This is a genomic window from Cryobacterium sp. AP27 (genome assembly GCF_056680495.1).
On sequence record NZ_CM155285.1, the window covers coordinates 3,154,639 to 3,181,404 of the forward strand.

The 26,766-nt window shown below is 66.1% G+C and carries 30 protein-coding genes and 1 tRNA gene; 18 read left to right on the top strand and 13 right to left on the bottom strand.

The genetic code is table 11. From position 1 onward, the window contains the following. The first annotated feature begins 12 nt into the window (after positions 1–12). The 15 genes from AC1MB9_RS14975 to AC1MB9_RS15045 all read left to right on the top strand — a co-directional run bounded on the left by AC1MB9_RS14975 (position 13) and on the right by AC1MB9_RS15045 (position 14,241). The gene (locus AC1MB9_RS14975; RefSeq protein ID WP_479962715.1) at positions 13–1,119 is read left to right on the top strand and encodes a histidinol-phosphate transaminase; all 1,107 of its coding nucleotides are present in this window, start codon (positions 13–15) and stop codon (positions 1,117–1,119) included. 65 nt (positions 1,120–1,184) lie between these two features. Beyond that, complete coding sequence (locus AC1MB9_RS14980) at positions 1,185–2,276, top strand: thiamine pyrophosphate-dependent dehydrogenase E1 component subunit alpha (protein ID WP_479964666.1); 1,092 nt, start codon at positions 1,185–1,187, stop codon at positions 2,274–2,276. Between the two features lie 80 nt (positions 2,277–2,356). Continuing rightward, positions 2,357–3,319 carry an alpha-ketoacid dehydrogenase subunit beta gene (locus AC1MB9_RS14985; RefSeq protein ID WP_479964667.1) on the top strand — a complete coding sequence of 321 codons (963 nt, stop codon included), beginning with the start codon at positions 2,357–2,359 and terminating at the stop codon, positions 3,317–3,319. Between the two features lie 34 nt (positions 3,320–3,353). Then, positions 3,354–4,703, top strand: a complete 1,350-nt coding sequence (locus tag AC1MB9_RS14990; protein WP_479962716.1) for a dihydrolipoamide acetyltransferase family protein — start codon at positions 3,354–3,356, stop codon at positions 4,701–4,703. Positions 4,704–4,815: 112 nt separating this feature from the next. Then, a complete protein-coding gene (locus AC1MB9_RS14995) occupies positions 4,816–6,549 on the top strand; it encodes a hypothetical protein (protein WP_479962717.1) in 1,734 nt (577 codons plus the stop codon). A 58-nt stretch (positions 6,550–6,607) separates the two neighbouring features. Next, entirely contained in the window at positions 6,608–7,618 is a 1,011-nt protein-coding gene (locus tag AC1MB9_RS15000; protein ID WP_479962718.1) for a metal ABC transporter substrate-binding protein, read from the top strand. Positions 7,619–7,625: 7 nt separating this feature from the next. Continuing rightward, positions 7,626–8,411: a metal ABC transporter ATP-binding protein gene (locus AC1MB9_RS15005; protein WP_479962719.1), complete on the top strand. Its 786-nt coding sequence runs from the start codon at positions 7,626–7,628 to the stop codon at positions 8,409–8,411. Beyond that, on the top strand, positions 8,412–9,299 hold the full coding sequence (locus AC1MB9_RS15010; RefSeq protein WP_479962720.1) for a metal ABC transporter permease: 888 nt from the start codon (positions 8,412–8,414) through the stop codon (positions 9,297–9,299). Next, entirely contained in the window at positions 9,299–10,105 is an 807-nt protein-coding gene (locus AC1MB9_RS15015) for a metal ABC transporter permease (protein WP_479962721.1), read from the top strand. Before AC1MB9_RS15010 ends, AC1MB9_RS15015 begins: the two co-directional genes overlap by 1 nt. Then, positions 10,102–10,503 (top strand): Fur family transcriptional regulator, encoded by a 402-nt coding sequence (locus AC1MB9_RS15020; protein ID WP_479962722.1) that lies wholly within the window; start codon positions 10,102–10,104, stop codon positions 10,501–10,503. The genes AC1MB9_RS15015 and AC1MB9_RS15020 overlap by 4 nt, the downstream gene beginning before the upstream one ends. A 190-nt stretch (positions 10,504–10,693) precedes the next feature. After that, positions 10,694–10,930 (top strand): 50S ribosomal protein L28, encoded by a 237-nt coding sequence (rpmB, locus tag AC1MB9_RS15025; protein ID WP_479962723.1) that lies wholly within the window; start codon positions 10,694–10,696, stop codon positions 10,928–10,930. Further along, positions 10,930–11,097, top strand: a complete 168-nt coding sequence (rpmG, locus tag AC1MB9_RS15030; protein ID WP_022885354.1) for a 50S ribosomal protein L33 — start codon at positions 10,930–10,932, stop codon at positions 11,095–11,097. Before rpmB ends, rpmG begins: the two co-directional genes overlap by 1 nt. Before the next feature lie 2 nt (positions 11,098–11,099). Beyond that, on the top strand, positions 11,100–11,405 hold the full coding sequence (gene rpsN / locus AC1MB9_RS15035; RefSeq protein WP_134173000.1) for a 30S ribosomal protein S14: 306 nt from the start codon (positions 11,100–11,102) through the stop codon (positions 11,403–11,405). Positions 11,406–11,777: 372 nt separating this feature from the next. Next, complete coding sequence (locus AC1MB9_RS15040) at positions 11,778–12,065, top strand: HU family DNA-binding protein (protein ID WP_035835256.1); 288 nt, start codon at positions 11,778–11,780, stop codon at positions 12,063–12,065. 199 nt (positions 12,066–12,264) lie between these two features. Beyond that, positions 12,265–14,241 (top strand): bifunctional copper resistance protein CopD/cytochrome c oxidase assembly protein, encoded by a 1,977-nt coding sequence (locus tag AC1MB9_RS15045; RefSeq protein ID WP_479962724.1) that lies wholly within the window; start codon positions 12,265–12,267, stop codon positions 14,239–14,241. 44 nt (positions 14,242–14,285) lie between these two features. On the opposite strand, the gene AC1MB9_RS15050 is transcribed toward AC1MB9_RS15045, so the two are convergent. After that, complete coding sequence (locus AC1MB9_RS15050; RefSeq protein WP_479962725.1) at positions 14,286–15,332, bottom strand: hypothetical protein; 1,047 nt, start codon at positions 15,330–15,332, stop codon at positions 14,286–14,288. A 64-nt stretch (positions 15,333–15,396) separates the two neighbouring features. On the opposite strand from AC1MB9_RS15050, the gene AC1MB9_RS15055 reads away from it, so the two are divergent. After that, entirely contained in the window at positions 15,397–16,167 is a 771-nt protein-coding gene (locus AC1MB9_RS15055) for a Gmad2 immunoglobulin-like domain-containing protein (RefSeq protein WP_479962726.1), read from the top strand. A gap of 92 nt (positions 16,168–16,259) precedes the next feature. Then, positions 16,260–17,567, top strand: coding sequence for an ATP-dependent DNA helicase (locus AC1MB9_RS15060; RefSeq protein WP_479962727.1), 1,308 nt, complete (start codon positions 16,260–16,262; stop codon positions 17,565–17,567). 66 nt (positions 17,568–17,633) lie between these two features. Here the strand turns inward: AC1MB9_RS15060 and AC1MB9_RS15065 are convergent, their stop codons facing one another. The 6 genes from AC1MB9_RS15065 to AC1MB9_RS15090 form a co-directional block, all read right to left on the bottom strand. Further along, complete coding sequence (locus AC1MB9_RS15065) at positions 17,634–18,332, bottom strand: HNH endonuclease signature motif containing protein (RefSeq protein WP_479962728.1); 699 nt, start codon at positions 18,330–18,332, stop codon at positions 17,634–17,636. A gap of 57 nt (positions 18,333–18,389) precedes the next feature. Then, the gene (locus tag AC1MB9_RS15070) at positions 18,390–18,671 is read right to left on the bottom strand and encodes a hypothetical protein (protein WP_479962729.1); all 282 of its coding nucleotides are present in this window, start codon (positions 18,669–18,671) and stop codon (positions 18,390–18,392) included. A 222-nt stretch (positions 18,672–18,893) separates the two neighbouring features. Continuing rightward, positions 18,894–19,451, bottom strand: a complete 558-nt coding sequence (locus AC1MB9_RS15075; RefSeq protein ID WP_479962730.1) for a hypothetical protein — start codon at positions 19,449–19,451, stop codon at positions 18,894–18,896. A gap of 34 nt (positions 19,452–19,485) precedes the next feature. Beyond that, complete coding sequence (locus tag AC1MB9_RS15080; protein WP_479962731.1) at positions 19,486–19,893, bottom strand: DUF4383 domain-containing protein; 408 nt, start codon at positions 19,891–19,893, stop codon at positions 19,486–19,488. A gap of 139 nt (positions 19,894–20,032) precedes the next feature. After that, positions 20,033–20,887: an NAD-dependent epimerase/dehydratase family protein gene (locus AC1MB9_RS15085; RefSeq protein ID WP_479962732.1), complete on the bottom strand. Its 855-nt coding sequence runs from the start codon at positions 20,885–20,887 to the stop codon at positions 20,033–20,035. A 119-nt stretch (positions 20,888–21,006) separates the two neighbouring features. Then, a tRNA-Gly gene (locus tag AC1MB9_RS15090) sits at positions 21,007–21,077 on the bottom strand. Positions 21,078–21,148: 71 nt separating this feature from the next. Between AC1MB9_RS15090 and dcd the strand changes: the two genes are divergently transcribed. Continuing rightward, positions 21,149–21,736 (top strand): dCTP deaminase, encoded by a 588-nt coding sequence (dcd, locus tag AC1MB9_RS15095; protein WP_479962733.1) that lies wholly within the window; start codon positions 21,149–21,151, stop codon positions 21,734–21,736. Between the two features lie 47 nt (positions 21,737–21,783). Here the strand turns inward: dcd and AC1MB9_RS15100 are convergent, their stop codons facing one another. The 6 genes from AC1MB9_RS15100 to AC1MB9_RS15125 are packed head-to-tail and all read right to left on the bottom strand — an operon-like array spanning position 21,784 to position 26,755. After that, complete coding sequence (locus tag AC1MB9_RS15100) at positions 21,784–22,209, bottom strand: universal stress protein (RefSeq protein ID WP_479962734.1); 426 nt, start codon at positions 22,207–22,209, stop codon at positions 21,784–21,786. Beyond that, positions 22,206–22,847, bottom strand: a complete 642-nt coding sequence (locus tag AC1MB9_RS15105; RefSeq protein ID WP_479962735.1) for a V-type ATP synthase subunit D — start codon at positions 22,845–22,847, stop codon at positions 22,206–22,208. Before AC1MB9_RS15105 ends, AC1MB9_RS15100 begins: the two co-directional genes overlap by 4 nt. After that, positions 22,844–24,280, bottom strand: coding sequence for a V-type ATP synthase subunit B (locus tag AC1MB9_RS15110; RefSeq protein WP_479962736.1), 1,437 nt, complete (start codon positions 24,278–24,280; stop codon positions 22,844–22,846). Before AC1MB9_RS15110 ends, AC1MB9_RS15105 begins: the two co-directional genes overlap by 4 nt. Then, the gene (locus AC1MB9_RS15115) at positions 24,277–26,010 is read right to left on the bottom strand and encodes a V-type ATP synthase subunit A (protein ID WP_479962737.1); all 1,734 of its coding nucleotides are present in this window, start codon (positions 26,008–26,010) and stop codon (positions 24,277–24,279) included. The genes AC1MB9_RS15110 and AC1MB9_RS15115 overlap by 4 nt, the downstream gene beginning before the upstream one ends. Next, positions 26,007–26,534 carry an ATP synthase subunit B family protein gene (locus AC1MB9_RS15120; protein ID WP_479962738.1) on the bottom strand — a complete coding sequence of 176 codons (528 nt, stop codon included), beginning with the start codon at positions 26,532–26,534 and terminating at the stop codon, positions 26,007–26,009. Before AC1MB9_RS15120 ends, AC1MB9_RS15115 begins: the two co-directional genes overlap by 4 nt. Continuing rightward, the gene (locus AC1MB9_RS15125; protein ID WP_479962739.1) at positions 26,531–26,755 is read right to left on the bottom strand and encodes a hypothetical protein; all 225 of its coding nucleotides are present in this window, start codon (positions 26,753–26,755) and stop codon (positions 26,531–26,533) included. Before AC1MB9_RS15125 ends, AC1MB9_RS15120 begins: the two co-directional genes overlap by 4 nt. Positions 26,756–26,766: the final 11 nt, after the last annotated feature.

The window sequence follows — 26,766 nt, forward strand, 5'->3', positions numbered from 1 at the left end:
TAGAATCGCGGAGTGAGCCAATCTGACCAGCCCTCAGTCCGACTGCGCCCGGAGATCATCGCCCTGCCGGCATATAAGCAGGGCAAACCGGCACAGGCCGATGCGTTCAAACTGTCCAGCAACGAGAACCCGTTCGATCCACTACCGGGCGTCATCGCCGCCGTCCAGGCCGAAACCGCGTTCAACCGCTACCCGGATGCCTCGGCGCTCGCCCTGCGGGAACAGCTCGCCGCCAAGTACGGCGTCGACACCGAGCAGGTGCACGTCGGAAGCGGGTCCGTTGCCCTGTTGGCGCAGCTGATCCTGGCCGCGGCAGGACCAGGCGACGAGGTCGTCTACTCGTGGCGTTCATTCGAGGCCTACCCGGGTCTCGTCACCGTGGCCGGAGCCACGAGCGTCCGCGTGCCGAACCGACCCGACCACGGGCACGACCTGGCGGCCATGGCCGCCGCCATCACCGATCGCACCCGGGTCGTCATCATCTGCTCACCGAACAACCCCACGGGCAGCATCGTCACCGCCGACGAGTTCCACGCCTTCATGGCGGCGATTCCCGCCGACCTGCTCGTGCTTCTCGACGAGGCGTACGCCGAGTTCGTGACCGATCTCGATGCGGTCTCCGGCAGCCCGCTACTCGTGGGTTACCCGAACCTCGTAGTGCTGCGCACGTTCTCCAAGGCCTACGGTCTCGCCGGCCTGCGCGTGGGCTACGCCCTTGGTGCCGTCAACGTTCTCGACGCGGCCCGCGCGACCGCGATTCCGCTCTCGGTCACCGGGCCGGCCAGTGCCGCCGCCATCGCGAGCCTCGCCCTGGAACCCGAGCTGCTCGGGCGCGTGAGCGTGCTCGTGGCCCGCCGCGACGCCACGTGGCGCGCTCTCACCCTGCAGGGCTGGAGCCTTCCCGCGTCGCAGGGGAACTTCCTCTGGCTGCCCACCGGCGAGGAGACAGCGGCCGTGGCGGAAACGCTCGCCGCCGCCGGGCTGATCGTGCGGCCCTTCCCGCCCGAGGGCATCCGGGTGTCCATCGGCGAAGACGAAGCGATTCAGAAACTCCTCATGGCAACCGCAGACATTATCGAGTCGCTCCCGCCCGAACACGCGGCACGACGGAAGGATTAGACGTGACCGCCCAGACCATCGACCCGACGGGTCAGCACAACGCGGCAACGAGCCCGACGGTGAGCATGCTCACGCCCGCGGGACGCCTGGAGCCGAGTGAGTCCGCGGCGGAGTTCCTGCCGTACCTCGAGGCGCTGACCGAGGACGACTACCGCCGCTTCTACCGCGACATGGTGGTGGTGCGAAAATTCGACACGGAGGCCGCCAACCTGCAGAGACAGGGCCAGCTGGCCCTGTGGGTGCCAAGCCACGGCCAGGAAGCCGCGCAAGTCGGTTCTGCCTACGCGACCCGCCCGCAGGACCACGTGTTCCCGTCGTACCGCGAGCATGTCGTCGGCATGATCCGCGGGCTCGACGTCGTCGACGTGCTGCGGATGCTGCGGGGGGTCACCCTGGGCGGCTGGAAGCCCGAAGAACACGGCAATTTTCACCTGTACACCCTCGTGCTGGCCTCGCAGACGCTGCACGCCACCGGCTACGCGATGGGCATGCAGCTCGACGGCTCGACGGCCACCGGAACACCGGAAACCGATCAGGCCGTGATCGTCTACTACGGCGATGGTGCGTCGTCCCAGGGAGACGCCAGCGAGGCGCTCGTGTTCGCGGCGAGTTACCAGACACCCCAGGTCTTCTTTCTGCAGAACAACCAGTGGGCCATCTCCGTTCCGGTGTCCCGCCAGTCGCGCACCCCGCTGTACCTGCGGGCCGGCGGTTTCGGCATGCCGGGCACCCAGATCGATGGCAACGACGTGCTCGCGAGCTACGCGGTGACGCGCAAATCCATGGACGATGCCCGCGCCGGTCGTGGCCCCTCCCTGATCGAAGCGCTCACCTATCGCGTCGGCGCGCACACCACGGCGGACGATCCCACCAAGTACCGGGACCCCGACGAGCTTGCCTACTGGGTGGCTCGCGACCCGATCGTGCGGTTCCGCAGCTACCTGCAGGGACGCGGCATCGAGCAGCAGTTCCTCGATGCGGTCGACGAGGAGGCCGCGGATTTCGCCGCGGATGCCAGGCGGCGCGCACTCGAGATCACCGGCCCGCAACGTTCGGTCATCTTCGACAACGTCTACGCCGAACCGCACGCCCTCGTGGCCGAGCAGCGCGCCTGGCTCGAACGCTACGAAGCGTCCTTCGAGGAAGGGTCCCACTGATGACCGACACGACCGTACGTCCGCCGGCGCCCACCACGACGAGCCCCGACGCCCTGGCCGCGGCGTCGGTCACGCTGCCAATGACGAAGGCGCTCAACGCCGGAATGCGTCAGGCGATGCTCGACGACCCCAAGGTGCTGCTGATGGGCGAGGACATCGGCCCGCTCGGTGGTGTTTTTCGGGTGACGGAGGGGCTGATCGCCGAATTCGGCGACAAGCGCGTGCTCGACACACCGCTCGCCGAATCGGGCATCATCGGCACCGCCATCGGCCTTGCCATGCGCGGCTTCCGGCCCGTGTGCGAGATCCAGTTCGACGGCTTCGTCTTCCCCGGCTTCGACCAGATCACCAGCCAGCTGGCCCGCATGCGCAACCGCCACGAGGGCGGGCTGATCATGCCCGTGGTCATTCGAATTCCCTACGGCGGGCACATCGGCTCGATCGAGCACCACCAGGAAAGCCCGGAGGCGTACTTCGCGCACACCCCGGGCCTTCGCGTGGTGAGCCCCTCGAATCCGCACGACGCCTACTGGATGATGCAGCAGGCGATCCGGAGTGATGACCCGGTGATCTTCTTCGAACCCAAGAGTCGTTACTGGCCCAAGGGCGAGGTACTGCTGGGGGAGAGTGGAACACCGCTGCACGAGAGCAAGGTCGTGCGGGTGGGTACCGACGTCACGGTCACCGGTCACGGGGCGATGGTGAGCGTGCTGCTGCAGGCCGCCGATCTCGCGGCCGCCGAAGGCATCAGCATGGAGGTCATCGACCTCCGTTCGCTGTCACCGATCGACTACGGCCCCATCCTCGAGTCCGTGCAGAAGACCGGCCACCTCGTGGTCGCGCAGGAAGCCGCCGGTTTCGTCAGCGTCGGCAGCGAAATTGCCGCGACTGTGGCCGAAAAGGCCTTTTATTCGCTGGAGGCTCCCGTGTTGCGGGTGTCGGGCTTCGACACTCCGTTCCCGCCTGCCGCGGTGGAGACGCACTTCCTGCCAAGCCCCGACCGCGTGCTCGAAGCCGTCGACCGGTCGCTGGCCTTCTCGTGACCTCCCGTCAACTGACTCGCAAGAAAGGCGCCTCATGAGCGTGTCGCAATTCACCCTGCCCGATGTTGGCGAGGGCCTCACCGAGGCCGAAATCGTGGAATGGAAGGTGGCGCCCGGCGACACCGTCGCGATCAATCAGGTTCTCGTCGAGATCGAGACGGCCAAGTCCCTCGTGGAGCTCCCCTCGCCCTACGTGGGTGTCGTCGGCGAGATCCTGGTGCAGCCCGGCACCACGATCGACGTGGGCACGGTCATCATCACGATTCGTTCCGCTGACGATGCAACGGGTGCAAAGGATGCGAGCGCTCCCGACGGCGAAATCGCCGACGCGGCCGCCGACGCCGGCTCGACCATCACCGACGAGCCGGCCGACCAGGTGCTCGTGGGACGCGCCGCTCCGGCCACCATGCCCACCCGCCGCCAGAGGCACGGTGGCCGGGCGATCGCGCACGAGACTCTCGCGCCCGCGCCGGCCCGATCCGCGTCCGCCACGGTTTCCGCGACGTCACCGGCGGCATCCGCGGGTCCGGTTTTGGCCAAGCCGCCGATCCGCAAGCTCGCGAAGGACCTCGGTGTTGAGCTCGGCCTCGTGGAAGCGACCGGAGCGGTCGGCGACGTCACGCGCGAGGACGTCTTGCGCGCCGCCACTCAGGCCAGCGTGTTCCGCAATATCCAGACGCCGGAATGGCCGGTGGATCGCGACGAGCACATTCCGGTGAAGGGGGTGCGCAAGACCATCGCGCAGGCGATGGTGAAGAGCGCCTTCACCGCCCCGCACGTCAGCCTGTTCGTCGACGTGGACGCGACCCGCACGATGGAATTCGTGAAGCGGCTCAAGGCCTCCACCGATTTCGCCGGCGTGAGGGTGTCGCCGCTGCTGATCATGGCCAAGGCCATGATCTGGGCGGTGCGTCGCAATCCCACGGTGAACTCCACGTTCACCGATGAGGAGATCATCGTGCGGCACTATGTGAACCTCGGGATAGCCGCAGCTACCCCGCGCGGACTGATCGTGCCGAACATCAAGGAGGCGCAGGACATGAGCCTGCTCGAGCTGGCATCCGCGCTTGAGTCACTCACCCTCACCGCGCGCGACGGCAAGACAACCCCCGCACAGATGGCCAATGGCACGATCACGATCACCAATATCGGCGTGTTCGGCATGGACACCGGAACCCCCATCCTCAACTCGGGTGAGGCGGGCATCGTGGCCCTCGGAACCATCAAACAAAAGCCGTGGGTGGTGGATGGCGAGGTGCGCGCGCGTTTTGTGACCACCATCGGCGCCAGTTTCGACCACCGGGTCGTTGACGGCGATGTGGCGAGCCGGTTCCTCGCCGACGTGGCCAGCATCATTGAAGAGCCGGCGCTGCTGCTCGAGTAGAGTGTGCTCTCGCGTGTTCAGCCGGTGACGTGTGAATGCTTGTCGCGGTTCGGATGCGTCCCTAAACTGAAAGCTCCCCAGTGGAATGGTGACGACTGATGCGGTGTGACACGTGAGAGGCCGGGGGCGCTCGCTGACCCTGCTGCTGGTTGCCACCGTCGCGACTCTGGGGGGTCTCACCGGGTGCGTGTCCGACGTGGAGGCGAATTCACCCCCGGCCTTGCAGACGCGGACCGCGCTGCCGACGTCGTTTCTCACCGTTGTTGCGGACGACGACCCGGTGGTGAACGCCGTGGCGACGAGTTCCGCCCTGTACGAAGCATCCGAGTTCGTCGTGACGGCGCCCGTCGGCAACGTCGGAGCCCAGCTGCTCGCTGCTTCTGCCGCCGTGAATTTGGGTGTGCCGCTGCTGCTGACGCCGGAGTTCGGAGCCCCCACCACGGCCGCGGTCAGTGCCGAGCTCACTCGGCTTCAGGCCTCCTATGTCGTGAGCGTGGGCGGCGGCGGTCGCAGCGTGAGCGCCACCGGAACCCCGTCCTCCGCTTCGCCGTCCGCGGCGCGGCGAGCGGATGTCCCGCGTACACGACTGTCGGTTCCGGCCACGGCCGAGGCCGTGAACGCCATCCTGCCGAAGCCGCTCCGGATCGTGCCGGTGGCCACAGCGCCGCTGGCGCTCACCGCACTGGCCCGGGTGAATCCGCTCAGGCCGGTGCTGCTCGAGCTGCCATCAACGGCGACCAGCACGCCAACGCCCACCGCATCCGCGGCCGAGCCCGAGATCGCCCTGCCGCAGGTCAGCCGCCCGGCCGCTCTCACCGACGGCATGCTGCTGGCCACGGATGACCCGGCGCAGCTGGCCGGTGTCGCCACGGCGCGTGCGGCCTCCGTGGCCGTCACGCTGGTGCCGACGATGCGGCCGAACCCGCAGGCGTCGGCCGAAACGGTGACGGCGCTCGGCGCCGCGGCGCCAACGTCCGTGCTGGCGCTCGGTGCGCCCTTCGCCGCCGAGTTGAGCCTCGATTACAAGGTGCGCGCCGCCACCTCGGGAATCCACCTGCCCGGCGGTGGGCAACTCCTCTTCCCGGGTCGACGTTTCGTGGCTCTCTATGGCACGCCCGGCGCCCCGGTGCTCGGCGTGCTCGGGGAACAGCCGGTCACCGAGGCGATCGCGCGGGCCCAGGAGCTGGCCGCCGCCTACCAACCGCTCAGCGATCGTCCGGTCGTCCCCATGCACGAGATCATCGCGACCGTGGCCGCGGCCGGCGCCGGTGCTGACGGAAACTACTCCAACGAGATTCCCGCGGAGGTGCTGCGTCCCTGGGTGGAGGCGGCCGGCGCCGCCGGCGTTTATGTTGTTCTCGACCTGCAGCCGGGGCGCACCGACTTCCTCAGCCAGGCGCAGCAATACTCCAGCCTGCTTGAGCTTCCTTATGTGGGCCTCGCGCTCGATCCCGAGTGGCGGCTCGCGCCCGACCAACGGCATCTGGCGCAAATCGGTCGCGTCGACGTCGCGGAGATCAACGCCGTCGTCGGCTGGCTGGCCGCGCTCACCAGCGACAACGCCCTCCCGCAGAAGCTGCTCGTGCTGCACCAGTTCCGGTCGAGCATGATTCAGAATCGGGGCGCGCTCGACCTGACACACCCGGAGCTGGCGCTGCTGCTGCACGTTGACGGTCTCGGCGGGCAGCCCGACAAGCAGGCCACCTGGTCGGCACTGCAGACGGACGCCCCTCCCGGTCTGGCCTGGGGGTGGAAGAACTTCATCGACGAGGACCGCCCCACGCTGACCCCGGAGCAGACGATGGTCGACGTGACCCCAACCCCGGATCTGGTCACCTACCAATAGCGGCTTCCCCGCCACTAATGGTTTTGACAATCATTATCAACAAGGTTAATGTCGAAACATGCACACAAGATTTTTTGCGGTCCCGGCCCTGATCGCCGCGGCGGCGCTGGCCCTGTCGGGATGCTCCGCGACGCCCATTGTCAGCTCGTCGGATGCCGCGCTCAAGATCGTCACGACCACGACGCAGGTCGCGGAATTCACTCGCGCCGTTGTGGGTGACGCCCCCGACGTGGGCCTCACCCAGCTGATTCAGCCCAACCAGAGTGCCCACAGCTACGACCCGTCCGTTGCCGACCTCACCGCTCTCGGTTCCGCCGACGTGCTCGTGATCAACGGCCTCGGCCTGGAGGAGTGGTTGTCCGACGCGATCGATGCCTCCGGATTCGACGGAGTCACCATCGACGCCAGCCACGACATCACGGTGCTCGGCAGCGAGGTCGGCGCCGAGCACGCGGACGGCGAGGCGGAGGAGCACGCGGACCACACCGATGGTGACCCGCATATTTGGACCGATGTACGCAACGCGGAAACGATCGTGAACACCATTGAGGTCGGACTCGCGGGAGCCGAGGGCACCAGTGCCTCCGACCTGTCGCTGTTCACCGCGAATGCGGCCGCGTATTCGGCCAAACTGGCCGAGCTGGACGCCTGGATTCACGAGAACGTCGACGCCGTTCCCGCCGCCGAGCGGCTGCTGGTGAGCAACCACGACGCCCTCGGCTACTACACCGCGGCCTACGGCATCACCTACGTGGGAGCCGTCATACCCAGCTTCGACGACAACGCCGAGCCGAGTGCCGCGGCCATCGACACGCTCGTGAGTGCCATCAAGGCGACCGGCGTGAAGGCGGTCTTCTCCGAGGCCTCCCTCAGCCCCAAGCTGGCCGACACCATTGCGAGCGAGGCGAACGTGACCGTGTACTCCGGTGACGATGCCCTCTACGTCGATTCGCTCGGCCCACAGGGCAGCGCAGGTGACAGCTACCTCAAGGCGCAGATCCACAACACAATGCTCATTCTCGAGTCCTGGGGCGCCACGCCCACCGCGCTCCCCAGCGACCTGCAATAGTGGACACGTGAACGAGAACCCTTCTCAAGAATCGTCGACCGTCGCGCTGCGCGTGTCGAACGCCGCTTTCGCGTACGGTCCGACGCCCGCACTCACCGGCATGAACTTCCAGATTCTGCCTGGCCAGGCAGTGGCGCTGATCGGGCCCAACGCCTCGGGGAAGTCGACGCTGCTGAAGGGCGTCCTCGGCCTGATCCAGCGCACGAGCGGAACCGTCGAGGTGCTCGGGGCGTCCCCAGCCCCGGCGGGGGCGGTCGGTTACGTGCCGCAGACCGATCAGCTCGACCCGCAGTTTCCGATCACGCTCGCGCAGGTCGTGATGATGGGGCGCTACCGTTCCCTCGGCTGGTTCCGGCTGCCGGGACGAATCGACCGCGTGGCCGTGGCCGCGGCCCTGGAGGCCGTCGGTCTGCGCGACCGGGCGAAAACGCGCTTCGGCGAACTCTCCGGTGGTCAGCAGCAACGCGGTCTGCTGGCGCGCGCCATCGCCTCCGGTCCCCGCCTGCTGCTATTGGATGAGCCCTTCAACGGCCTCGACCAGCAGAACCGCGACGCGCTTATCGATACGGTGCGCCGTCTCAAGGCGGACGGCGTGGCCGTGCTGGTCTCCACTCACGACCTCGAACTTGCCCGGGCGGTGTGCGAGTGTGTGCTGCTGGTCAACGGAACGCAGGTGGCGTTCGGCCCGCTCGACGACGTGCTCACCCTCGACAACGTGCAGCGCGCCTTCCGCGACGTGGGCGTCGAGATGGACGAGCACACCGTGGTGCTGCCCGGCCACGGCGGTCACTGAATGATCCTCGACGGCCCGCTGATCGAGGCGTTCACGCTACCCTTCATGGCCAGGGCGTTGATTGTGCTCGTGGTGCTGAGCCTCGTCGCCGGATTGGTCGGCGTGCTCGTGAACCTGCGGGGCCTGGAGTTCATCAGCGACGGCCTCACGCACGCGGTCTTTCCCGGAATCGCCGTGGGTTTCGTCTGGGGCGGCCGCGGCGGCCTCTTTGTCGGCGCGATGGTTGCCGCGCTCGTTGCCGCCGTGGTGCTCACCCTGATCGTGCGCCGTGCCGTGAGTTCGGATGCCGCCATCGCCGTTGTCTTCACGGCCATGTTCAGCATCGGCGTGATCGTGGTATCGCGGGAAACCAATTACGTGGGCCAGCTGGAACAACTGCTGTTTGGCCGATTGCTCACCGTCAGCGCCGCCGAGGTCGTACAGGCCACCGTCATCTGCGGCATCGCCTTGCTGCTTGTGGGAGCCACCCTCAAGCAGCAGGTCTTTCGTGCCTTCGACCACGCCGGGAGCGCGGCCGCCGGATACCGCCCGCTCGTGTTGGACATCGTGCTCAACGTCGCGATCGCCATGGTGGTCGTGGCCGCCAGCAACGCCGTCGGCAATCTGCTCGTGCTCGCGGTTCTGATCGTGCCGGGCGCGTTCGCCCGGCTCGTCACTCATCGGCTCTGGCTGCTCTTTCCGGTTGCGGCCGGCTTCGCCGTGCTTGCGGCCTGGTTCGGCCTGGCGATCGGCTTTGAGGCATCCGTCACCTCAGGGATCGACCTGCCGAGCGGGGCCACCGTGGTGCTCGTGCTGGTGGCCGGCTACGCGCTGGCGCTGGTGGCCAGGGTTACCGTCGACCGGTTTGCCGGGCGTGCCTCCCGGCCGTCCCTGCGGGTGCGGCGCTGATGGGGTATTTCGAACATGCCCTGCTCGCCGCGGTTGTGATCGGCGCCCTCAGCGGTCTGGTGGGGACCCTCGTCGTGCTGCGCAAGCGCACCTTCTTCGCGCAGGCGCTCACCCACGCGACCTTTCCCGGCGCGGTCGCGGCCACGATCCTGGGCGTGAGCATCCCGCTCGGCGCCGCCCTGGCGAGCGTGGTCATCGTGGGCCTCATGGCCCTCATCGGCCGGGTTCGCCGTCAGGGCAGCCAGGTGGCTTCTGGCATTCTCCTCACGGCCGGCTTCGCGCTGGGCGTGTTGCTGCAGGCGCTGAATCCGTCCCTGCCGGTGCAGGTGGATTCCTTCCTGGTGGGCTCGATTCTCACCGTGACGACGGGGGACACCGTGCTCGCCGGGAGCGTTCTTCTCGTGGCCCTCGTCGTGATCGGGGTGTTGGGAAAACAGATTCTGTTCTCCACGTTCGACGTGGACGGGTACCGCGCCGCCGGCTACCGAGAATGGCCGATCGAGGTTCTCACCCTCACCCTCATCACGGCAACGGTCGTCACGGCTATGCCTGCGGTGGGTGCGATTCTGGCGATTGCGCTCATCGCCGCCCCGGCCGCCGCCGCGCGATTGCTCTCGCGCACCGTCACGCATGTCTTCGTGATCGCCCCGGTGTTGGGCGCCGCATCCGGCGTGATCGGCGTATTGCTCTCGCGCGCGCTCGATGTGGCCGCCGGCCCCGCCATCGCCCTCACCGCGGCGGGGTTCTTCCTGGTAGCGCTCGGGGTGCACCGAACGAGCGAGATGTGGCTACGGTTGAAGACATGAAGCGAAACACCTGGCAGCGCGAGGCGGTTCGCGGCGCTCTCGGCGCCAGCGAGGGCTTTGTCAGCGCGCAGGGTCTGCATTCCACCCTGCACGCGACCGGCTCGCCCATCGGACTGGCCACCGTCTATCGTGCACTCTCGGACCTCGCAACCGAGGGAAGCGCCGATTCGCTGCAGTCTCCGGAGGGCGAGAGCCTGTACCGGGCGTGCAGCACCAACGACCATCATCACCATCTGATCTGCCGCAATTGTGGTCTGACCGTCGAGATCGAAGCGGATGCCGTCGAAACGTGGGCGAAGAACGTGGCGTCCGAGCACGGATTCACTGAAGCGGCTCATGTCGTTGATGTCTTCGGGCTGTGCGAGCGGTGCACCGCGTCCGCGGCCTCCGCTCTCTGACCGGCTCCGCCCGCGACGACGGTGGCCGTGAACGCAGTGGCGTCGGCTGAAGTTTGCGTCGAGGGCCGCGAGCCCGTAGTGTTGAAGGCTGCTGCGCCTCTGCGCGCGCATTGCGTGCTGTCCATTTATGGACGGCCCGCCGACAAGAAATCTTGGGAGGGGCAATCGCCCTTCGGTAATGGAGGAAATCATGGCAGCAACCTGCCAGGTGACCGGAGCTGTTCCCGGCTTCGGACACAACATTTCGCACTCGCACCGACGCACCAAGCGTCGTTTCGACCCGAACGTACAGAAGAAGACGTACTACGTACCGTCACTTCGTCGCAATGTAACGCTGACGCTGTCGGCAAAGGGCATCAAGGTTATTGATGCACGTGGTATCGAGCGCGTCGTCAAGGACGTTCTCGCTCGTGGGGTGAAGATCTAATGGCTAAGGCACATGACGTACGTCCGATCATCAAGCTCCGTTCGACGGCTGGCACTGGTTACACCTACGTGACCAAGAAAAACCGTCGCAACAACCCCGACCGTCTCGTACTCAAGAAGTACGATCCCGTAGTGCGCAAGCACGTTGACTTCCGTGAGGAGCGCTAAAAATGGCGAAGAAGAGCATGATTGCCAAGAACAACCAGCGCAAGGTTATCGTCGAGCGCTACGCCGCGACACGCCTTGAGCTCAAGAAGGCCCTCGTGGACCCGGCCGGCACCGACGAGTCTCGCGAAGAGGCACGCAAGGGCCTGCAGAAGCTTCCGCGCAACGCGAGCCCGGTGCGCCTGCGCAACCGCGACGCCGTTGACGGTCGTCCCCGTGGCCACCTCTCCAAGTTCGGCATCTCGCGCGTACGTTTCCGCGACATGGCGCACCGCGGCGAGCTGCCCGGCATCATCAAGTCCAGCTGGTAAGTATGGCTGGCGGCCGGTGAACGGCCTCTGAATTTTCGAGGTTCACAATCTTCGAGGTTCAGAATCATCTGAACGGGATGGCGACTTCGGTCGGCATCCCGTTTTTTGTGCGTGCGCACCCCGCGCGGGGGACAGCACCGGCCGCGATATCACGCCGATTGCACCCCGACGGTTCGCCGAGAGCGCAAAATCTAGCTCCCCAGAGGGTGAAAGTGCCGTGAAACCGCCTCAAACAGGCGTAAATCCGCGGAATTTCGCGGATCTCTGCTAGATTTCAACTCGGTCGAACCGACCGGCGTGGCAATTCTCACGAGTTGCTACCGTTTACGAATATCGCTGTTTTTATACACGTAGGTCCGAGGAGGACACTCAATGGCTGACAAGTCGCTGAACAAGACCGAGCTCGTTGCCAAGGTTGCCGCTGACTCCGGACAGAGCCAGGCTGCAGTTGACGGCGTTCTGAACGCATTCTTCGCAACCCTCGCCGAGACCGTTGCCGCTGACGGCAAGGTCACCATCCCGGGATGGTTGGGCGTCGAGCGCACCGCAACCGCCGCTCGCACCGGCCGCAACCCGCAGACCGGCGAAGAGATCGCCATCGCTGCCGGTCACCGCGTCAAGCTGACCGCCGGTAGCAAGCTCAAGGCTGCCGCTAAGTAGTCTGAAAAGAACTTCGGTTTCATTACGACCGCGGCTAGCTGATTGAATTCTCAGCAAACCTGCGTAGCCCGTGAAGCCCGAGCGCGCAGAAGGGCGTCGACCTCGGTCGGCGCCCTTTTTGTATGCCCTCGCGAGGAGCGGATGCCGGTGGCCGGCGGGCGTGCGGCCACCGCACCGGTACGGCGGTTAAGCTTGGCAGGTGCCTCGTCTTGTCCGCGTTCTCGGTCCGTCAGTCTTGCTGCTGGTCGCGTTCCTGTCTACCCTTGTCGCCCTCAACATTGGTGGGGGAGCGGCTGCCCAACTGCTCGCCGATCCAGGTCCGGTCGTGCGGTGGGGGCTCCCGATCTCCAAGATGTTCGTGAACATTTCTGCCGCCGGCGCCATCGGCGCACTGATGCTCGCAATCTTCGCCTTCACCCCCAAGGCCCGTGAATTCACCTTCGCGCTCGACTTCGCTGCGGCATCCGCGGCCGTCTTCGCCGTGGCGTCATCCGGCGCCGGATTCTTCACATTCCTGCAGGTCACGAACGTACCGGTCAGCCTCGACGACCGGTTCAGCGCCACGATGGGGCAGTTCTTCGGTCAGATCTCGCTCGGCCAGGCGTGGCTGGCCACAACCCTCATCGCCGCCCTGATCACCGTGCTGTGCTTCGCCGTGCGCAACCAGACAGCGCTCGTGTTCGTGTTCGGCGTGTCGCTGCTCTCGCTGCTGCCCATGGCCCAGCAGGGGCACTCTGCCGGCGCCTCCGGGCACAATGCGGCCATCACCGCCCTGGGGCTGCACCTCGTGTTCGCCGCCATCTGGCTCGGCGGGCTGCTCACCATCATCGTGTTGCGCAACCACCTCGCCAAGGACCGCCTCGGCGTGGTGCTCGGACGCTACTCGTCGCTGGCGCTCGTCTCGTTCGTCGCGGTGGCCGCGTCCGGCTACGTGAGCGCGGAGCTTCGCGTGGGCACATGGGAGAACCTGCTCACGCCCTACGGCGTGCTCGTGCTGGTGAAGGTGGCGGCTCTGATTGTGCTGGGCTGCTTCGGTCTGGTGTACCGGCGATTCTTCATCGGGCGGCTCAACTCCAGCGCCGAGCACGAACGTCGTTGGTTCTGGTGGCTCGTCGTGGCCGAGCTGGGCTTCATGGGCCTCGCTTCCGGAGTGGCTGCCGCGCTCGCCCGAACGGCGACCCCGATTGCCCAGACCGTGGCGTCGTCGGTGCCGACCTCGACGCCGGCCCAGATCCTCACGGGCGAGCCCCTGCCGCCCGAACTCACCTTCGCCCGGTACTTCACCGAATGGGACGTCGACCTCGCGTGGTTGCTGTTCTGCGCCTTCGGCATCTTCTTCTACCTTGCCGGTGTGTACAGGCTGCGCCAGCGAGGCGACAAATGGCCGATCCACCGTTCCGTGTTCTGGGTGACCGGTTTGGTCGCACTCTTCTACCTGACGAGTGGTGGCGTCGCGGTGTACCAGGAGTACCTGTTCTCCAGCCACATGCTCATGCACATGATGCTGACCATGCTCATTCCCGTGCTGCTTGTTCCCGGTGCGCCGGTGACGCTCGCTGCTCGGGCCATTCGCAAGCGTCAAGACGGCAGTCGCGGCGGGCGTGAGTGGATTCTGCTCGCGGTGCACTCCAAGTTTGCGGGAACGGTGGCCAACCCGCTCGTGGCAGCCGGGCTGTTCGCCGGTTCACTCTGGGTGTTCTACTACACGCCGCTGTTCAGCTGGGCAACGACCGACCACACCGGGCATCAGTGGATGATGGCGCACTTCCTCATCACCGGTTACCTGTTCGTGCAGTCGCTCGTGGGCATCGACCCGGTGCCGTACCGCCTTCCGTATGCCTTCCGTCTGCTGCTTCTCATTGGGACCATGGTCTTCCATGCCTTCTTCGGCGTTGCCCTCATGATGGGGACGCGCCTGTTATTGGCCGACTGGTACGGCGCGATGGGCCGCACCTGGGGGCTCAGCGCCATTGACGATCAACAGATGGGCGGCGGTATCGCGTGGGGTGTCGGTGAGCTTCCGACAATCGCCCTGGCGATCGTGGTGGCGATCCAGTGGAGCCGCAGCGACGCGAAGGAGACGAAGCGCCTCGACCGAAACGCGGACCGTACCCACGACGCCGAACTCACGCAGTACAACGCGAAGTTGTCGCGCATGGCGGCCCGCGACCGTTAGCCGCCGCGCGCACGGCCTCACGGAGCCCCGCATGCCGACCCGCGCTAGTGCAGCTGGATGGCCAGGGCGCCGCTCGGCTGGATGGTCACGCTCAGGCCCATGGTGAACGGTACGTCTTCGTCACGGGTTTCGATGCTGCCGTCGAAGAGTGACTGCACCTTCACGTTGATGTGTGCCTGTCCGACGGTGTCCGGCATTTCGAACTGGACCTCTCCCGAGGTGAGCGTGACGACCGGGTACTCGGCGATCGACCACGTCGGCGCGTTCAGCACCCTGTTGTTGATGTCGATGCCGAATCGGCAGCCGGTGGGCTGCAGTACGGTTTGCGTGGCACATTCCGTATCGAGGAAGTTGTTGAGTTCATCCTGAACCTGCTTCGTGAAGGCCTCGTTGGGTGCCGCGTCGACGGACACCTCCGTGATGCCTGGCGTGGTCACCGCCACGGACTCGGGCGGGGCGGTGAGCAGGGTCGAGTCGTGTCGAAAGGTGTAGACGGCCGGCGCGAAGGCGAGGTAGGTGGCCGCATTGTTGAAGGATGCCGGGGCATCCGCTGCCGCGTGTGCCCGAGTGTCGAGGGTGAGCCCGTTCACCGTGAAAATGGATTCGTGCTGCACCGTCACCGCAAGTGCCGCGATCGGGCTGGTCGCAAAGCGCCAACTGTCGAAGACCCCGCCGAACCGACCCGTGTGCTGCACGGAGAACTGCATGCTCGACGGCTGCCCGTCGAGCTCGAAATCGTAGACCACGGTGTGCAGGTCGGGTGCCGATTCCACGTCGCTGATGAGCGTGATGTCCGTGAGATCACCCAGAACGGATGCCCGCAGCAGCGTTGTCGGCAGGTCGGCCGGGAGACCGGCCGCCTCAAGCTGATCCGACGTGGGCACGACGCCGTCGAGCTTGAGGGCCGCGCCGGTGTCCGTCCGGGCCAGCGCATCGAGGTATTGCCGCACAAAGCCGCCCGCGCTGTAGACCTCTCTGTTCAATGAGCCGATCGCGGCAAACAAGGCTCCCACGAGGAGGACGGCGACCAGGGCCACGGCCACCGTGGCTCGCACGACCGCGGTGCGGTCTCTTCGGTCAACTACGGTCACTCCAACATCCTACGGGCGCCCCGCCCGCGCTACACTCACGACAGATTCGAGGAAGAAGGCACCCATGTCCAGTCGCCGAGTCTTGTCCGTGGTGGCGCTGGCCGCGGTCGTGCTCCTGATGAGTGCGGCGTGTGCGAGTGAAGGCACCTCACCGACAGGGTCGCCGACACCCACGTCGACAACGGCCACACCTACACCCACACCCACCGCGACATCCGATCCCTTGATTTCGATCGACATGCCGGCTGCCGACTCGACGGTGGCGACCCCGGTTGAGATGAGCGGAACGGCCAACACCTTTGAAGCCGCGCTCACCGTGGATGCCCTCGATGCCGCCGGCACGCAGTTGTGCGTGCGTAGCATCATGGCCACATCCGGGTCGGGAACCCCGGGCACCTGGCAGACCACACTGGCCTTCCCCCCGCCCGCGAAATCCGGGCCCATCACCCTGCGTGCCTACGACTACAGTGCGAAAGACGGCTCGATGGAGAATCTCGTGGAGCGGCAGGTCACGGTATCGGCCGATCATCCAGCGATTTTCATCACGTCCCCGACCTGCGGCCAGCAGGTTGCTCCGGGATCGACGCTGACCGTGAAGGGACGGGCGCTCGTATTCGAGGCCATGTTCACGCTCGAGCTGCGCAACACCGCGGGGGCAACGATCGTCAACACGGAGGTCACGGCCGAAGCCGGTACCGAGGAGTCGGACTTCACGGCGACGATGGCCCTTCCCGGCGACGCCGTCAGTGGCTACTACGATCTGGTGGCCTTCGACAACAGCGCCAAGGACGGCAGCGTGATCGACGAGTTCTCAATCCAGTTGCGCTTGCAGTAAGAGTGCGGGTGCCGGGCGGTTACAGTGGAATGTCCCGTTGCAGTCACCGTGGGTGGCTGAGCACGCGGGGTCTGTTCTATCGAAGGTACTGAGTGTCTGATATTCCGCTGTCCCGCGAGCAGGCCGCCATCTTCGCGGCCATCGAGGGCACCCGTCAAAACGTCTTCGTCACCGGCCGGGCCGGCACGGGAAAATCGACGCTGCTCAACCACCTGTCGTGGAACACGAGCAAGCAGATCGTGATTGCCGCACCCACCGGCGTCGCGGCGTTGAACGTGGGCGGACAAACGCTGCATTCCCTGTTTCGGCTACCGATCGGAGTGATCGCGGACAGCCCCATCGACCAGAACGACCAGGTCCGCAAGCTTCTCAACACCATCGACACCCTCGTCATCGACGAGGTCTCCATGGTGAACGCCGACCTGATGGATGCCATTGATCGGAGCCTGCGTCAGGCCAGGCAGCGCCCACACGACACTTTCGGCGGGGTGCAGATTGTGCTCTTCGGCGACCCTTACCAGCTCGCACCGGTGCCCGGCGGACCGGAGGAACGAGCCTACTTCGCCGACCACTACCGCTCTATGTGGTTCTTCGACGCGAAGATCTGGCAGGACGCGGAGCTGCGCATCGTGGAGCTCACCGAGATTCACCGGCAGAGTGACTCCGACTTCAAGACCATGCTCAATGCCGTGCGTCATGGGCAGGTCACGCCCGAGATCGGTGGGGCGCTGAACGCCGCCGGCGGACGGACTCCGCCCACCACCGACGTGATCACCCTGGCAACGCGCAATGACTCCGTGAACCGCATCAACGCATCCGCTCTGAAGCGACTGTCGGGCAAGTCGCTCACCGCCAAGGCCGACGTGGTCGGGGACTTCGGCGGGCGCACGTTCCCGGCGGATGAGGTGCTCGAGCTGAAAGTGGGCGCGCAGGTCATGTTTCTGCGCAACGACTCACCGCTCGACGGCGGGCCGCGCTGGGTGAACGGCACGATCGGCACCGTTACGAAGGTCGACTCGACGGTCTTCGTCGACATCGACGGCGAGACTCACGAGGTCGAGCCCGTGGTCTGGGAGAAGTACAAGTACACGTACAACGCGGCCACGAAGAAGCTCAGCAAGGATGTCGTCGCGGAGTTCACGCAGTTTCCGTTGCGGCTGGCCTGGGCCGTCACCATTCACAAGTCGCAGGGCGCGACCTACGAACGGGCGATCGTGGACCTCGGTGCCCGGGTCTTCAGTCCCGGGCAGACCTACGTGGCGCTCAGCCGGCTGACCAGCCTCGATGGCCTGTACCTGACTCGCCCACTTCGGCCCAGCGACATCATCGTGGATGAGAATGTGCAGCGCTTCATGAACATCCCGCGCACCGATTCGACCGAACTGAACCCGGCGTCGTAGCGGCCGTCTGAAACTACCCATCCGTCCGGTGGGCACCGCACCTGATGCGCGCGTCTGGCGCGCGCATCAGGTGCGGCGCTGCAGCGGCGACCCCGATGTCAGGACTGATGTGCCGGCCAGACTGATGGGCGTGCGGGTCGGGTCGGCGGCCAATGGTGGGGTCAGCCAGTACTCCATGCCGGTACCGGTGCCGATGCGACTGATCTGCCACCCGTCGTTGTGCAGGCGGAGGTGGTCACGGACGCAGAGCAGGATGCCATCATCCAGGTTGGTGAATCCGCCGGTGTTCCACCCGTTGATGTGGTGGGCTTCGGAGTAAGCGGGTGGTCGGTGGCAACCCGGCCACCTGCAGCCGCCGTCCCGGAGCGCCAGGGCCGCGCGTTGCGCCCGTGAAAAGAGGCGCTGTTCTCGCCCGACGTCGAGCACGGTGCCACCTCGACTGAACAACACCGGGATAAAGCCGGTGTTGCAGATCGACCGGACGATGGTGGTCGTCGGGATCGCGTCCGGGGTCCCTTCGATGAACCCGTTTGTCAAAAGCAGTTGGCCCGAGGCGCCACGCGAGGGTGTCGGTGCCGGAGCATCTGTCGCAGTGCCAACGAGCTTCACGGAGCGGCGGATCCGGCCGAAGAGGGTGCCGGGACCGAGCGGAGCGAACCACGGCACGTGCACCTCGACCGGCGGCGCCTCCGGGTGAGCAAGAGCCAGCCGGTCGGCCTGCTTCTGGCGTTCCCGGGCGGTTTCGGCTTCGGCTTCGGAGGCCATGGTGCCGGCCTCGATCAGGCGGCGAGTATCCGCCTTGCTCCTGCCGCCGGCGCAGTCTTATGCCTGCACCCGGTTGTCGAGCCCGTCGAGACACTCTGCGGAGCCGTAACCCTTCTTTCTGGCGAGGCCCTCGCGACCGAGCTGCCAGTCGGAGCGGGCGGCGACGTTCGCCGCCGACAGGGCGAGGTAGGTGGCGACCTCGCGGGAGAGCCGGGCGATGGCCCGATGGGTGTTCTCCGACTCGTCGTCGGAGAGGTCCGCGAACGACGCCGCGGATATACCTGACCGGGCCAGAGCCCCGGTCAGTTCAACGAAAACACCGTCAATGGTGGTTGTCATGAGATAAGTGTGACAGGCACCACTGACACTGAGTCGTCCCGAGGGGAGCGCTCGATTTCGTCGTCATAAGAGGCGCGCCTGCACCCAGGTTTTATCTTCAGGCGCCCATGTCCGGGCACCAACCGCCGTCCCGACACGGGTGGATACGACGCCGCCGGGCACGGGATTTCTCGAGTGCCCGGCAGCCGGTTCGTGTTGTTTCCGCGGCTTCTTGTCTTGCCGCTAATGACCCGCGTGAGAGTCGGACTCGAGTAATTCCAGCGCGGGGATCGAATGCGATCCGTGCGGAACGGCGTAGAGTCCGGCGTTCGTGGCGGCAAGGGCGGGCGTGGTGAGTCCAGAGAAGATGACGCCACCCAGAACGAGCGCGGTAGCGAACTTCCAGCCGGCCGGCTTTTCCGGTGCAAGCGGCTGACGGGTGCTGTTCGCTGCGTTTCGGGCGAGGGCGGCGAGGGTAGCGGCCAGGAAGATGTTGAACAGTGAGGCGATGAACATCGGAAACAAGGGGAGGCCGATGGCCTGAGCAGAGACCCCGAGGCCGCTACCGAGGGTGGCCGTCGCGGCCCAGACGGCGACCGGCACGAGCGAGCCGCCCAGAGTGAGGCGGGGCAGGACGATGCGGCCTGTGTAGAGCGTCGCCACGGCCCAGCCGAGTTCGGCAATGCCGAAGCCAACCAGCAAGACCCAGAGGGGGAAGGGAGCTCCGGCGCCAACGGCGAGGTGTATCAATCCTGCGCCGAGGGCGGAGAATGCGAGCAGAAGGCGGATTGCCGGGGCCACGGTGGCTCCCTTCCAGGGTCGGTGAACGGCGGGGCTAGACGGTGACCGATTTCACGGACTTGTCCGCTCCGAGACCGGCGCCGAGCAGCACGAGGGCGCTGGCGAGGTGGAGGAAGTGGTCTGCCGTGTTGAGGGCCAGGATGTTGAGCCCGGTTCCCACGAGGAAGAACCCGACGATTCCGAGAAGGAGGTACACGGCACCGATGGTGGTATTCGTCGCCTTCGCCGCGGAAACGTTCGACATTCCGGCGAGCAGCAGGGCGGCACCGATCAGCAGGTGGGCCACGTTGTGAAGCGGATTGACCTCGAAGACTCCGAGAATCAATCCACCGGAGGTCGCCACGAAGTTGACCCCTCCGGTATAGGCGAAGCCGAGCAGGCCGACGAGCAGATAGACCGCGCCAAAGATGCTTGCGATCAGGCGGTTGGGTGACTTGGACATTTCGATTGCCTCCTGTATGTGCCACGGCGAACCCGTGTCTTGCCCTCTATTCGGAGGTGCGGCCGACTCGGATTGGTCTGGATCTTGGAGGGATCGACATCAGGGGTGCACTCATGTGCCGCCGGGTGTCCTGCCATGCTCAGGTGTGACGGGTTCCCCGGCCGGCGATCACGGCGCGGTACCCCTCACGGTAGGAGGGATAGCCGAAGGTGAAGCCCGTGTCGAGCAGGAGCCGGTTGCTGAGGCGTTTGTCGCCGCCGCGCTGACTCGCACGGGGCGTATCGTCGACGGTCGGCCGAGGCAGTCCGAGCTCGGCCGCCAGAAATGTCACCACGTCGTTCATCGGCACGGGTGAATTGTCGACGCCGAGGTACAGCGGGTCGGGGGCTTCGACCTGGGTGAGCAGGTGCACGATCGCCGCTGCCGCGTCGTCCCGGTGAATACGGTTGGTGTAGCGAGACGCCGTGGACACCGTGGCCCTGCCCTCACGGGCCTGAGTGATCAGGCGCTCGCGCCCGGGGCCGTAGATACCTGACAAACGCAGCACGATGGCAGCGGGCATGCGCGCGTGCAGCAGCTGTTCGGACTCCAGCAAAATGGCGTTGGTTCCCGGGGCCGGGTTTGCCGGGGTTTGTTCGTCGACCCAGCTGGCATCGTTGATGTCGTACACCGCGGTCGAGGAGACGAGAAGCACGCGGCGAGGCCGGGTCCCGTCCAGGGCTTCGACGGCGTCGAGCACGTGACTCAGCCCCTCAACGTAAGCGGTGCGGTACGCGTCGACGGTTGAGTTGCCCGCGGCGATGGCCACGACGACAAGTTCGGTGTCTGAGGGGAGGACGGGTTGCTCGCGGGTGAGGTCGATGGACTGGCCGATGAGGGCGGCTGGAAGTCGGTCAGCGTTTCGACGCAACCCCAGCACGCGATAGCCGAGCCGTGCGAACCTCAGCCCGACCTCGGTGCCCAGGTCGCCGCATCCGGCAATTACCACCGTCATGTGTCTCCTCGTTCTGCCTATGCGCCGTGCCCGGCGCTGGGTGAGCCGACGAGTCAACGGGCAATCATTGTCGGCACCGACCGACCGGGCGAGAGACACGTGTTGCGTCTCGGTAAGAGAGCGGATGACGGGAATCGAACCCGCGCTATCAGCTTGGGAAGCTGAAGTTCTACCATTGAACTACATCCGCGCGCCCGACCGTGAGTGAACAACAACCGGAACGGTGCCAGCATATCAAGCTCTCGCCGATAGGCTTGCACCGTGCTGCTCTCGGATCGCGATATTAAGGCCCAACTCGACGCCGAACGAATCGGTCTCGACCCGTTTACCCCCGCCATGATTCAGCCGTCGAGCATTGACGTGCGGCTCGACGGGTTTTTTCGACTGTTCGATAATCATAAATATGCCTACATCGACCCGGCCGAAGACCAGCCGGAGCTCACCCGACTGATCGAGGCGAAGCCAGGCGAACCGTTCATCCTGCACCCGGGTGAGTTCGTGCTCGGCGCCACGTATGAAAAGGTGACTCTTCCCGATGACATCGCCGCCCGCCTGGAGGGCAAAAGCTCGCTCGGGCGCCTGGGGCTGCTCACCCACTCCACCGCCGGCTTCATCGACCCGGGGTTCACCGGTCACGTGACCCTTGAGCTCAGCAACGTGGCAACCCTGCCGATCAAGCTCTGGCCAGGCATGAAGATCGGACAGCTGTGCTTCTTCCAGCTGAGTTCGCCCTCCGAACAGCCCTACGGCTCAAGCCAGTACGGCTCCCGCTACCAGGGGCAGCGTGGTCCCACGGCGAGCCGGTCCTTCCAGAACTTCCACCGCACCCAGGTGCATGTCGCCGAATAGCGGGTGTCAGGCATCCGCTCACGCGGCCCTTGCGCGGAGAACGGCGGTCAGCGGAGGGGTACGACGAGCACGGGAACGGTCGTGAATTCGAGAACCCGCAGCGTGTGACTGCCGATGGTGGGGATCAGGTGCCCCGGCCGATCCACTCGTCCCATGACGATCATGATTGCGTCGACGGTGCGGGCCTCATCCAGGATTTCGGCAGCCACGCGTCCAGACCGCCGACTACCGGTGACCTCAAGCCCAGCTGAGGACCCACGAGCGACAACATGCGCCAGCACAGCATCGGCGCCCGCGTGCCGTCGGGTGGCCGGCAGCGTGGACACGGCCAGGTGACGCTCCGTCTCCCCACCTTCGATCACGACGATCGCGTGCAGCTTGGCTCCGCGCCGTTGAGCGTGATCTATCGCCACCGTGACGGCCGCGAATGCTGCCGGGGAATCGTTCACTGCCACCAGAATCACCTCGCTCATGAAGATTCCTTTCGTCCAGTATCCATCGTCCGAATCGGGGAGGAGGCGTCGGCCTGGTGCTCGGCGGCCCAGTGCACGCGCAGGTTCTCCTCCAGTTCTTGTTCCTCAAGCTTCTGCCGAATCACCCTGAGCTCCTTCTCGAGCCGGGGAATCCAACGGTTTTCGACGGCTCCCTGGCGAGTGCGGGTCGCGGTCAGTTCCCTGGACAGCAGCACGACGGCTCGCTGCGCTGCAGCGTGCTGGGCCGCGACTATGAGGGCAGATCGATGTGTTGCCGCGGCCCAGGCCAGCGCGGAACTTCCACCCGCCGGCACCGCGTCGGGCAGCACGCAGGTCGCATCCACCGGGTAGCTGACACCCATGGCGCCGCCCCACTTCACCTCGACGAGGGCTGGGTCGACGGGGGATGCGTGTGTGAGCAGTTCTTGGCCGTCGAGAGCAACGGCGCGTCGAAGCCACACGGCTGCCTCGTTCGCCTCCTCTTCCCACCGTCGCCGAATAGCGTCGGCGTGTAGCTGCAGGCGGTCGAGCTCGTCGGCGACGATGCGCTGTTTGCGATCAAGAAGATTTGCGCCGTGCCGTGCCGTCACGAGTCGGCGTTCGAGACGCACCTTCCCCGCCCGCCCGGTGGAGGTCATGCCGTCCCCGATCGTGCGGGCAGATAGCGCTTCAAGAATGCCGTCGAGAGCATCGTGAGCTCCGATTCCGGCAGCTCGGCCAGCGCCGTCCAGGCTCGACCCAGCGTGTCGTCCAGGGTGCGGAGCTCGTCGCGCCCCTGGCCGAACAGGTCCTGCTCGACCAGTCGGCGGAAGGTGAGGTAGCTGCGGTCCGTTTCGCTCAATGCGTCAGCACCGACGAGTTCAGCGAGTTCGCTGGCCTGGCGGGCGCGTGCCAGGGCGGCAAGCAGCTGCGCCGCCACGTCGAGGTGATCCTCCCTGGTGCGCCCAGCGCCCGCGCCACTGCGCATCAAACGCGACAGGGACGACAGGGCATCGACGGGCGGGTAGATCCCGCGAGCGTGAGCCTCGGGTGACAGTACAATCTGGCCCTCGGTAATGTATCCGGTCAGGTCGGGAACCGGATGCGTGATGTCGCCGCCCGGCATCGTCAGCACGGGCACAATCGTCACCGAACCGGCCCGGCCGCGAACCCGGCCGCACCGTTCATACAGACCCGCGAGGTCGCTGTAGAGGTAGCCGGGGTAGCCCCGGCGAGCAGGAATCTCCCTGCGGGCGGCGGAAACCTCCCGCACGGCTTCGGCGTAACTCGTCATGTCGGACATGATGACCAGCACATCATCGCCCTCCGTGTACGCGAGGTACTCCGCGATCGTGAGCGCGATCCTCGGCGTGAGGATGCGTTCGATAACGGGGTCATCGGCGGCATTGAGCAGCAACACAAGCTCGCCGGCCGCTGATCGTTCCTCGAGACGGTCGCGAACATACCCAATGTCAGCGTGAGTCAGTCCCATCGCGGCGAAGATGACCCGGAAGGCACCACCGCCGGACGTCGCCTGCGCCGCAATCTGCGTGGCCAAGGTGAGGTGCGGAAGCCCGGCTACCGAGAAGATGGGCAGTTTCTGACCCCTGACGAGAGTGGTTAGAGCATCGATGACCGAAACGCCGGTCAGCACTGGTTCCTGCGGAGGCTCTCGGTACACGGGATTCAGCGGCCAGCCGGTGACCGGCAGGGTCGTCGCCCCGGAAACGGGAGGGCCGCCGTCCAAAGGTTCGCCCCGGCCATTGCACACACGTCCCAGCCAGCCGGTGCTGACCGGAATCTGCAAGGGTCGCCCGGCGAACCGTACCCGGGTCTCGTCGGGTGCCATGCCGTCGGTACCTTCCAGAACCTGCAGCGTGACGATGTCGTGGTCCACCTCCAGTACGAGTCCGTGGCGCTCCGCATCGGAAACCTCAACGGTGGCGAACTCGTCCCAGCCCACGTCGTCGACGTTGCCCAACACGACGAGAGGACCACGTAGCTCACGGACGTCGCCGTGTGAGAGTTGCCCCGCACCGGGCCCGCGCGCCGGTACCGGTGTCGCCTCCGACGGGATCGCCGCATCGGTCATGACAGCTCCTCCAGGTGTCGCACAACGTCGGCCCGGAGCGCGGCAACACCGGCCGCGTCGGCCGGGCCCGTGTCTTCCCGTGCCCGAAGCACGGGCCGGAGATCCGACTGCTCAATTACCGTCGCAGGGATTCCACCCTGCACGAGTTGCTGACAAACGTCAACGACATGGAGAACCAGGTCGAGGAGGGCGGCGCCCTTCTCCGCCGAACAGAATCCGTCGTTGGCGCTGAGAGCGTTCTGCATCAACACACCGTCCCTGAGTAATCGACCGCCGAGGAGCACCATGCGTTCATGGCCGGGAAGCGAGTTGGTTCCGATGATCTCGGCCAGGTCGCTCAACCGGTCTGCCTCAGCGAGGAGAGCCGCCGCGCGGGCCCGCCTCTGCGCCCAATCAGGGTCCCCATTCGCGGCGTGCCACAAACCGAGGGCTTCCTCATCCCGAGCGAAGGAGCCGGTCCAGCTGACGGCCGGATAATGCCGTGAATAGGCGAGGTCGCGGTCCAGCAACCACAGGGAGCGAATGAATCGTTGCGTGTCGGTCGTGACCGGTTCCGTCATGTCGCCACCAGGAGGGGAAACGGCTCCGATGACCGTGACGGATGCGGTCGTGCCGCCGAGGGTGGTCACCCGGCCGGCGCGCTCGTAAAAGGCAGCAAGCGCCGAGGCGAGGCTCGCTGGATACCCCTCCTCGGCCGGAAGCTCACCGTTGCGATTCGCGAACTCACGAAGCGCCTCCGCCCATCGTGAGGTGGAGTCGGCAATCAGCACGACGTCGTAGCCCATGTCGCGGTAATACTCGGCGACACAGATACCTGTGTAGATGCTGGCCTCGCGCGCCATCATCGGCATATTCGACGTGTTGGCGATGATGACCGTGCGGTCGATCAGCTTGCCGCCCGTACGCTCGTCAACCAGGTTTGACAGTCCGTCGAGAACGTCCGCCATTTCATTGCCGCGTTCCCCGCAGCCCACGTAGACGATCACGTCCGCGTCGCTCCACTTGGCGATTTGTTGCAGCAGCATGGTCTTGCCGGTACCGAACCCGCCGGGTACGGCGGCCGCGGCCCCGCGAGCGAGCGGGTACATCAGGTCGAGCACCCGCTGGCCGGTGTGCAGGGGAACAACCCCAACGGGACGCTCCAGGAAAGGCCGCGGGACGCGCACCGGCCACGACTCCGCGAGCGGTACATCGACGTCGTCAATCCTGGCGACAGCATCCAGGGCCCGTACGGAACCCTCCGGTGCCAGCCAGGTCACCGTCCCGGACATCCTTGGCGGTACCAGAACACGGTGTTCCACCGAACCCGATTCAGGTACCGTGCCGAGAACCTGCCCGGGCGTGACGGCGGCGCCGACCGCCGCCCGGGGAACGAAGGTCCACACACGGGATATCGTGGCGGGATCATTCGCGGATGATGCCCGGTTCGGCTGCAGCCACAGCGGGGCAGAAGACAGCGGACGCATCAATCCATCGAAGGCCTGACCGAGCATGCCCGGCCCGAGCAGGCCGATGAGCGGACTTCCCGTGGCCTCCGCGGTATCCCCAACCTTGAGTCCTCCCGTGTATTCGTAGGCCTGCAGGGTCGCGAGCGTGCCCCGGATGGCGACGGTCTGGGCGCTGATTCGATCGGGCCCGACGGCCACGATCTCCAACATGGACAGTCGGTCGAGGCCCTCCACCTGCACCAGTGGTCCGCTGACCCGAACCACGGCGCCGGTGCGGGTCATGCCGGTATCCACAGGGTGCTGATCTCGGCTGTGAGGGACTCGAGTGTGCCCAGGGCGAGAGTCGGTAGAGACAGGTCCAGGCGACGCGATCCCTGTTCGGCGATAACGCCGCCGTCCGGGCTTTCGGTGCACGACGCCTCCGCACCCAGCATCGCGTGGGCGCGTTCCGTGAGTCGGGCCATGAGCTCCGGATACCGCGCATCGCTACGTAACGCGATCGACGCCTCGGTGACCCGGAGACGAAGTTCCAGCAGCAGGCTGTTCTGCTGCGTCAGCACCGCCTCATGGGCTTGCCGGCGATTGCGGGCGGATCGCAGTGCCGCTTGCGACCGGCCGGCCGATTCACCGGAAGCGACTGCGGCCGCTCGGATACTGTCGGCCTTCCTGTGCGCCGCGTCCAGAATTTCCTGCACCTCAGCGCGAGCCTTCTCCTGGGCTTCCGCAGCCGATTTTTGCGCTGTGGCACGCAGTGATTCCCGCACCGGGGCGAGCGCAATGTCGGCCTCACGTTGAAGACCGGTCATGACGGCAACACCGCCGTGAGGGGGGAATGCGGATCGGACACGGCCGGGCCAAGGATGCGCGCAGCGTGCGGGGTGAGTATCACGACGCCCGTATGCCCCGCGAGTTCGGCCCAGCGCCGATGTACCTCCGTCTCCGTCTCCGCGGCAATAATGCTGGCTCCGGCCAGCCCGAATCCTTCGAGCAACACCCTCTCGCCGAGAGCGGCAACGACATCCGACATGATCTCCGCCC

Coding starts and splice junctions, on each gene's coding strand:
- AC1MB9_RS15100 (WP_479962734.1), bottom strand. CDS start 22,209: ATGAGCGAGGTGATTCTGGTGGCAGTGAACGATTCCCCGGCAGCATTC.
- AC1MB9_RS15085 (WP_479962732.1), bottom strand. CDS start 20,887: ATGACGGTGGTAATTGCCGGATGCGGCGACCTGGGCACCGAGGTCGGG.
- AC1MB9_RS15065 (WP_479962728.1), bottom strand. CDS start 18,332: ATGGCCTCCGAAGCCGAAGCCGAAACCGCCCGGGAACGCCAGAAGCAG.
- AC1MB9_RS15000 (WP_479962718.1), top strand. CDS start 6,608: ATGCACACAAGATTTTTTGCGGTCCCGGCCCTGATCGCCGCGGCGGCG.
- AC1MB9_RS15020 (WP_479962722.1), top strand. CDS start 10,102: ATGAAGCGAAACACCTGGCAGCGCGAGGCGGTTCGCGGCGCTCTCGGC.
- AC1MB9_RS15070 (WP_479962729.1), bottom strand. CDS start 18,671: ATGACAACCACCATTGACGGTGTTTTCGTTGAACTGACCGGGGCTCTG.
- AC1MB9_RS15110 (WP_479962736.1), bottom strand. CDS start 24,280: ATGACCGATGCGGCGATCCCGTCGGAGGCGACACCGGTACCGGCGCGC.
- rpmB (WP_479962723.1), top strand. CDS start 10,694: ATGGCAGCAACCTGCCAGGTGACCGGAGCTGTTCCCGGCTTCGGACAC.
- AC1MB9_RS15080 (WP_479962731.1), bottom strand. CDS start 19,893: ATGTCCAAGTCACCCAACCGCCTGATCGCAAGCATCTTTGGCGCGGTC.
- AC1MB9_RS14980 (WP_479964666.1), top strand. CDS start 1,185: ATGCTCACGCCCGCGGGACGCCTGGAGCCGAGTGAGTCCGCGGCGGAG.
- rpsN (WP_134173000.1), top strand. CDS start 11,100: ATGGCGAAGAAGAGCATGATTGCCAAGAACAACCAGCGCAAGGTTATC.
- AC1MB9_RS15055 (WP_479962726.1), top strand. CDS start 15,397: ATGTCCAGTCGCCGAGTCTTGTCCGTGGTGGCGCTGGCCGCGGTCGTG.
- AC1MB9_RS14990 (WP_479962716.1), top strand. CDS start 3,354: ATGAGCGTGTCGCAATTCACCCTGCCCGATGTTGGCGAGGGCCTCACC.
- AC1MB9_RS15040 (WP_035835256.1), top strand. CDS start 11,778: ATGGCTGACAAGTCGCTGAACAAGACCGAGCTCGTTGCCAAGGTTGCC.
- AC1MB9_RS14985 (WP_479964667.1), top strand. CDS start 2,357: ATGACGAAGGCGCTCAACGCCGGAATGCGTCAGGCGATGCTCGACGAC.
- AC1MB9_RS15010 (WP_479962720.1), top strand. CDS start 8,412: ATGATCCTCGACGGCCCGCTGATCGAGGCGTTCACGCTACCCTTCATG.
- AC1MB9_RS15125 (WP_479962739.1), bottom strand. CDS start 26,755: ATGTCGGATGTCGTTGCCGCTCTCGGCGAGAGGGTGTTGCTCGAAGGA.
- AC1MB9_RS15115 (WP_479962737.1), bottom strand. CDS start 26,010: ATGACCCGCACCGGCGCCGTGGTTCGGGTCAGCGGACCACTGGTGCAG.
- rpmG (WP_022885354.1), top strand. CDS start 10,930: ATGGCTAAGGCACATGACGTACGTCCGATCATCAAGCTCCGTTCGACG.
- AC1MB9_RS15105 (WP_479962735.1), bottom strand. CDS start 22,847: ATGACCTCCACCGGGCGGGCGGGGAAGGTGCGTCTCGAACGCCGACTC.
- AC1MB9_RS15015 (WP_479962721.1), top strand. CDS start 9,299: ATGGGGTATTTCGAACATGCCCTGCTCGCCGCGGTTGTGATCGGCGCC.
- AC1MB9_RS15120 (WP_479962738.1), bottom strand. CDS start 26,534: ATGACCGGTCTTCAACGTGAGGCCGACATTGCGCTCGCCCCGGTGCGG.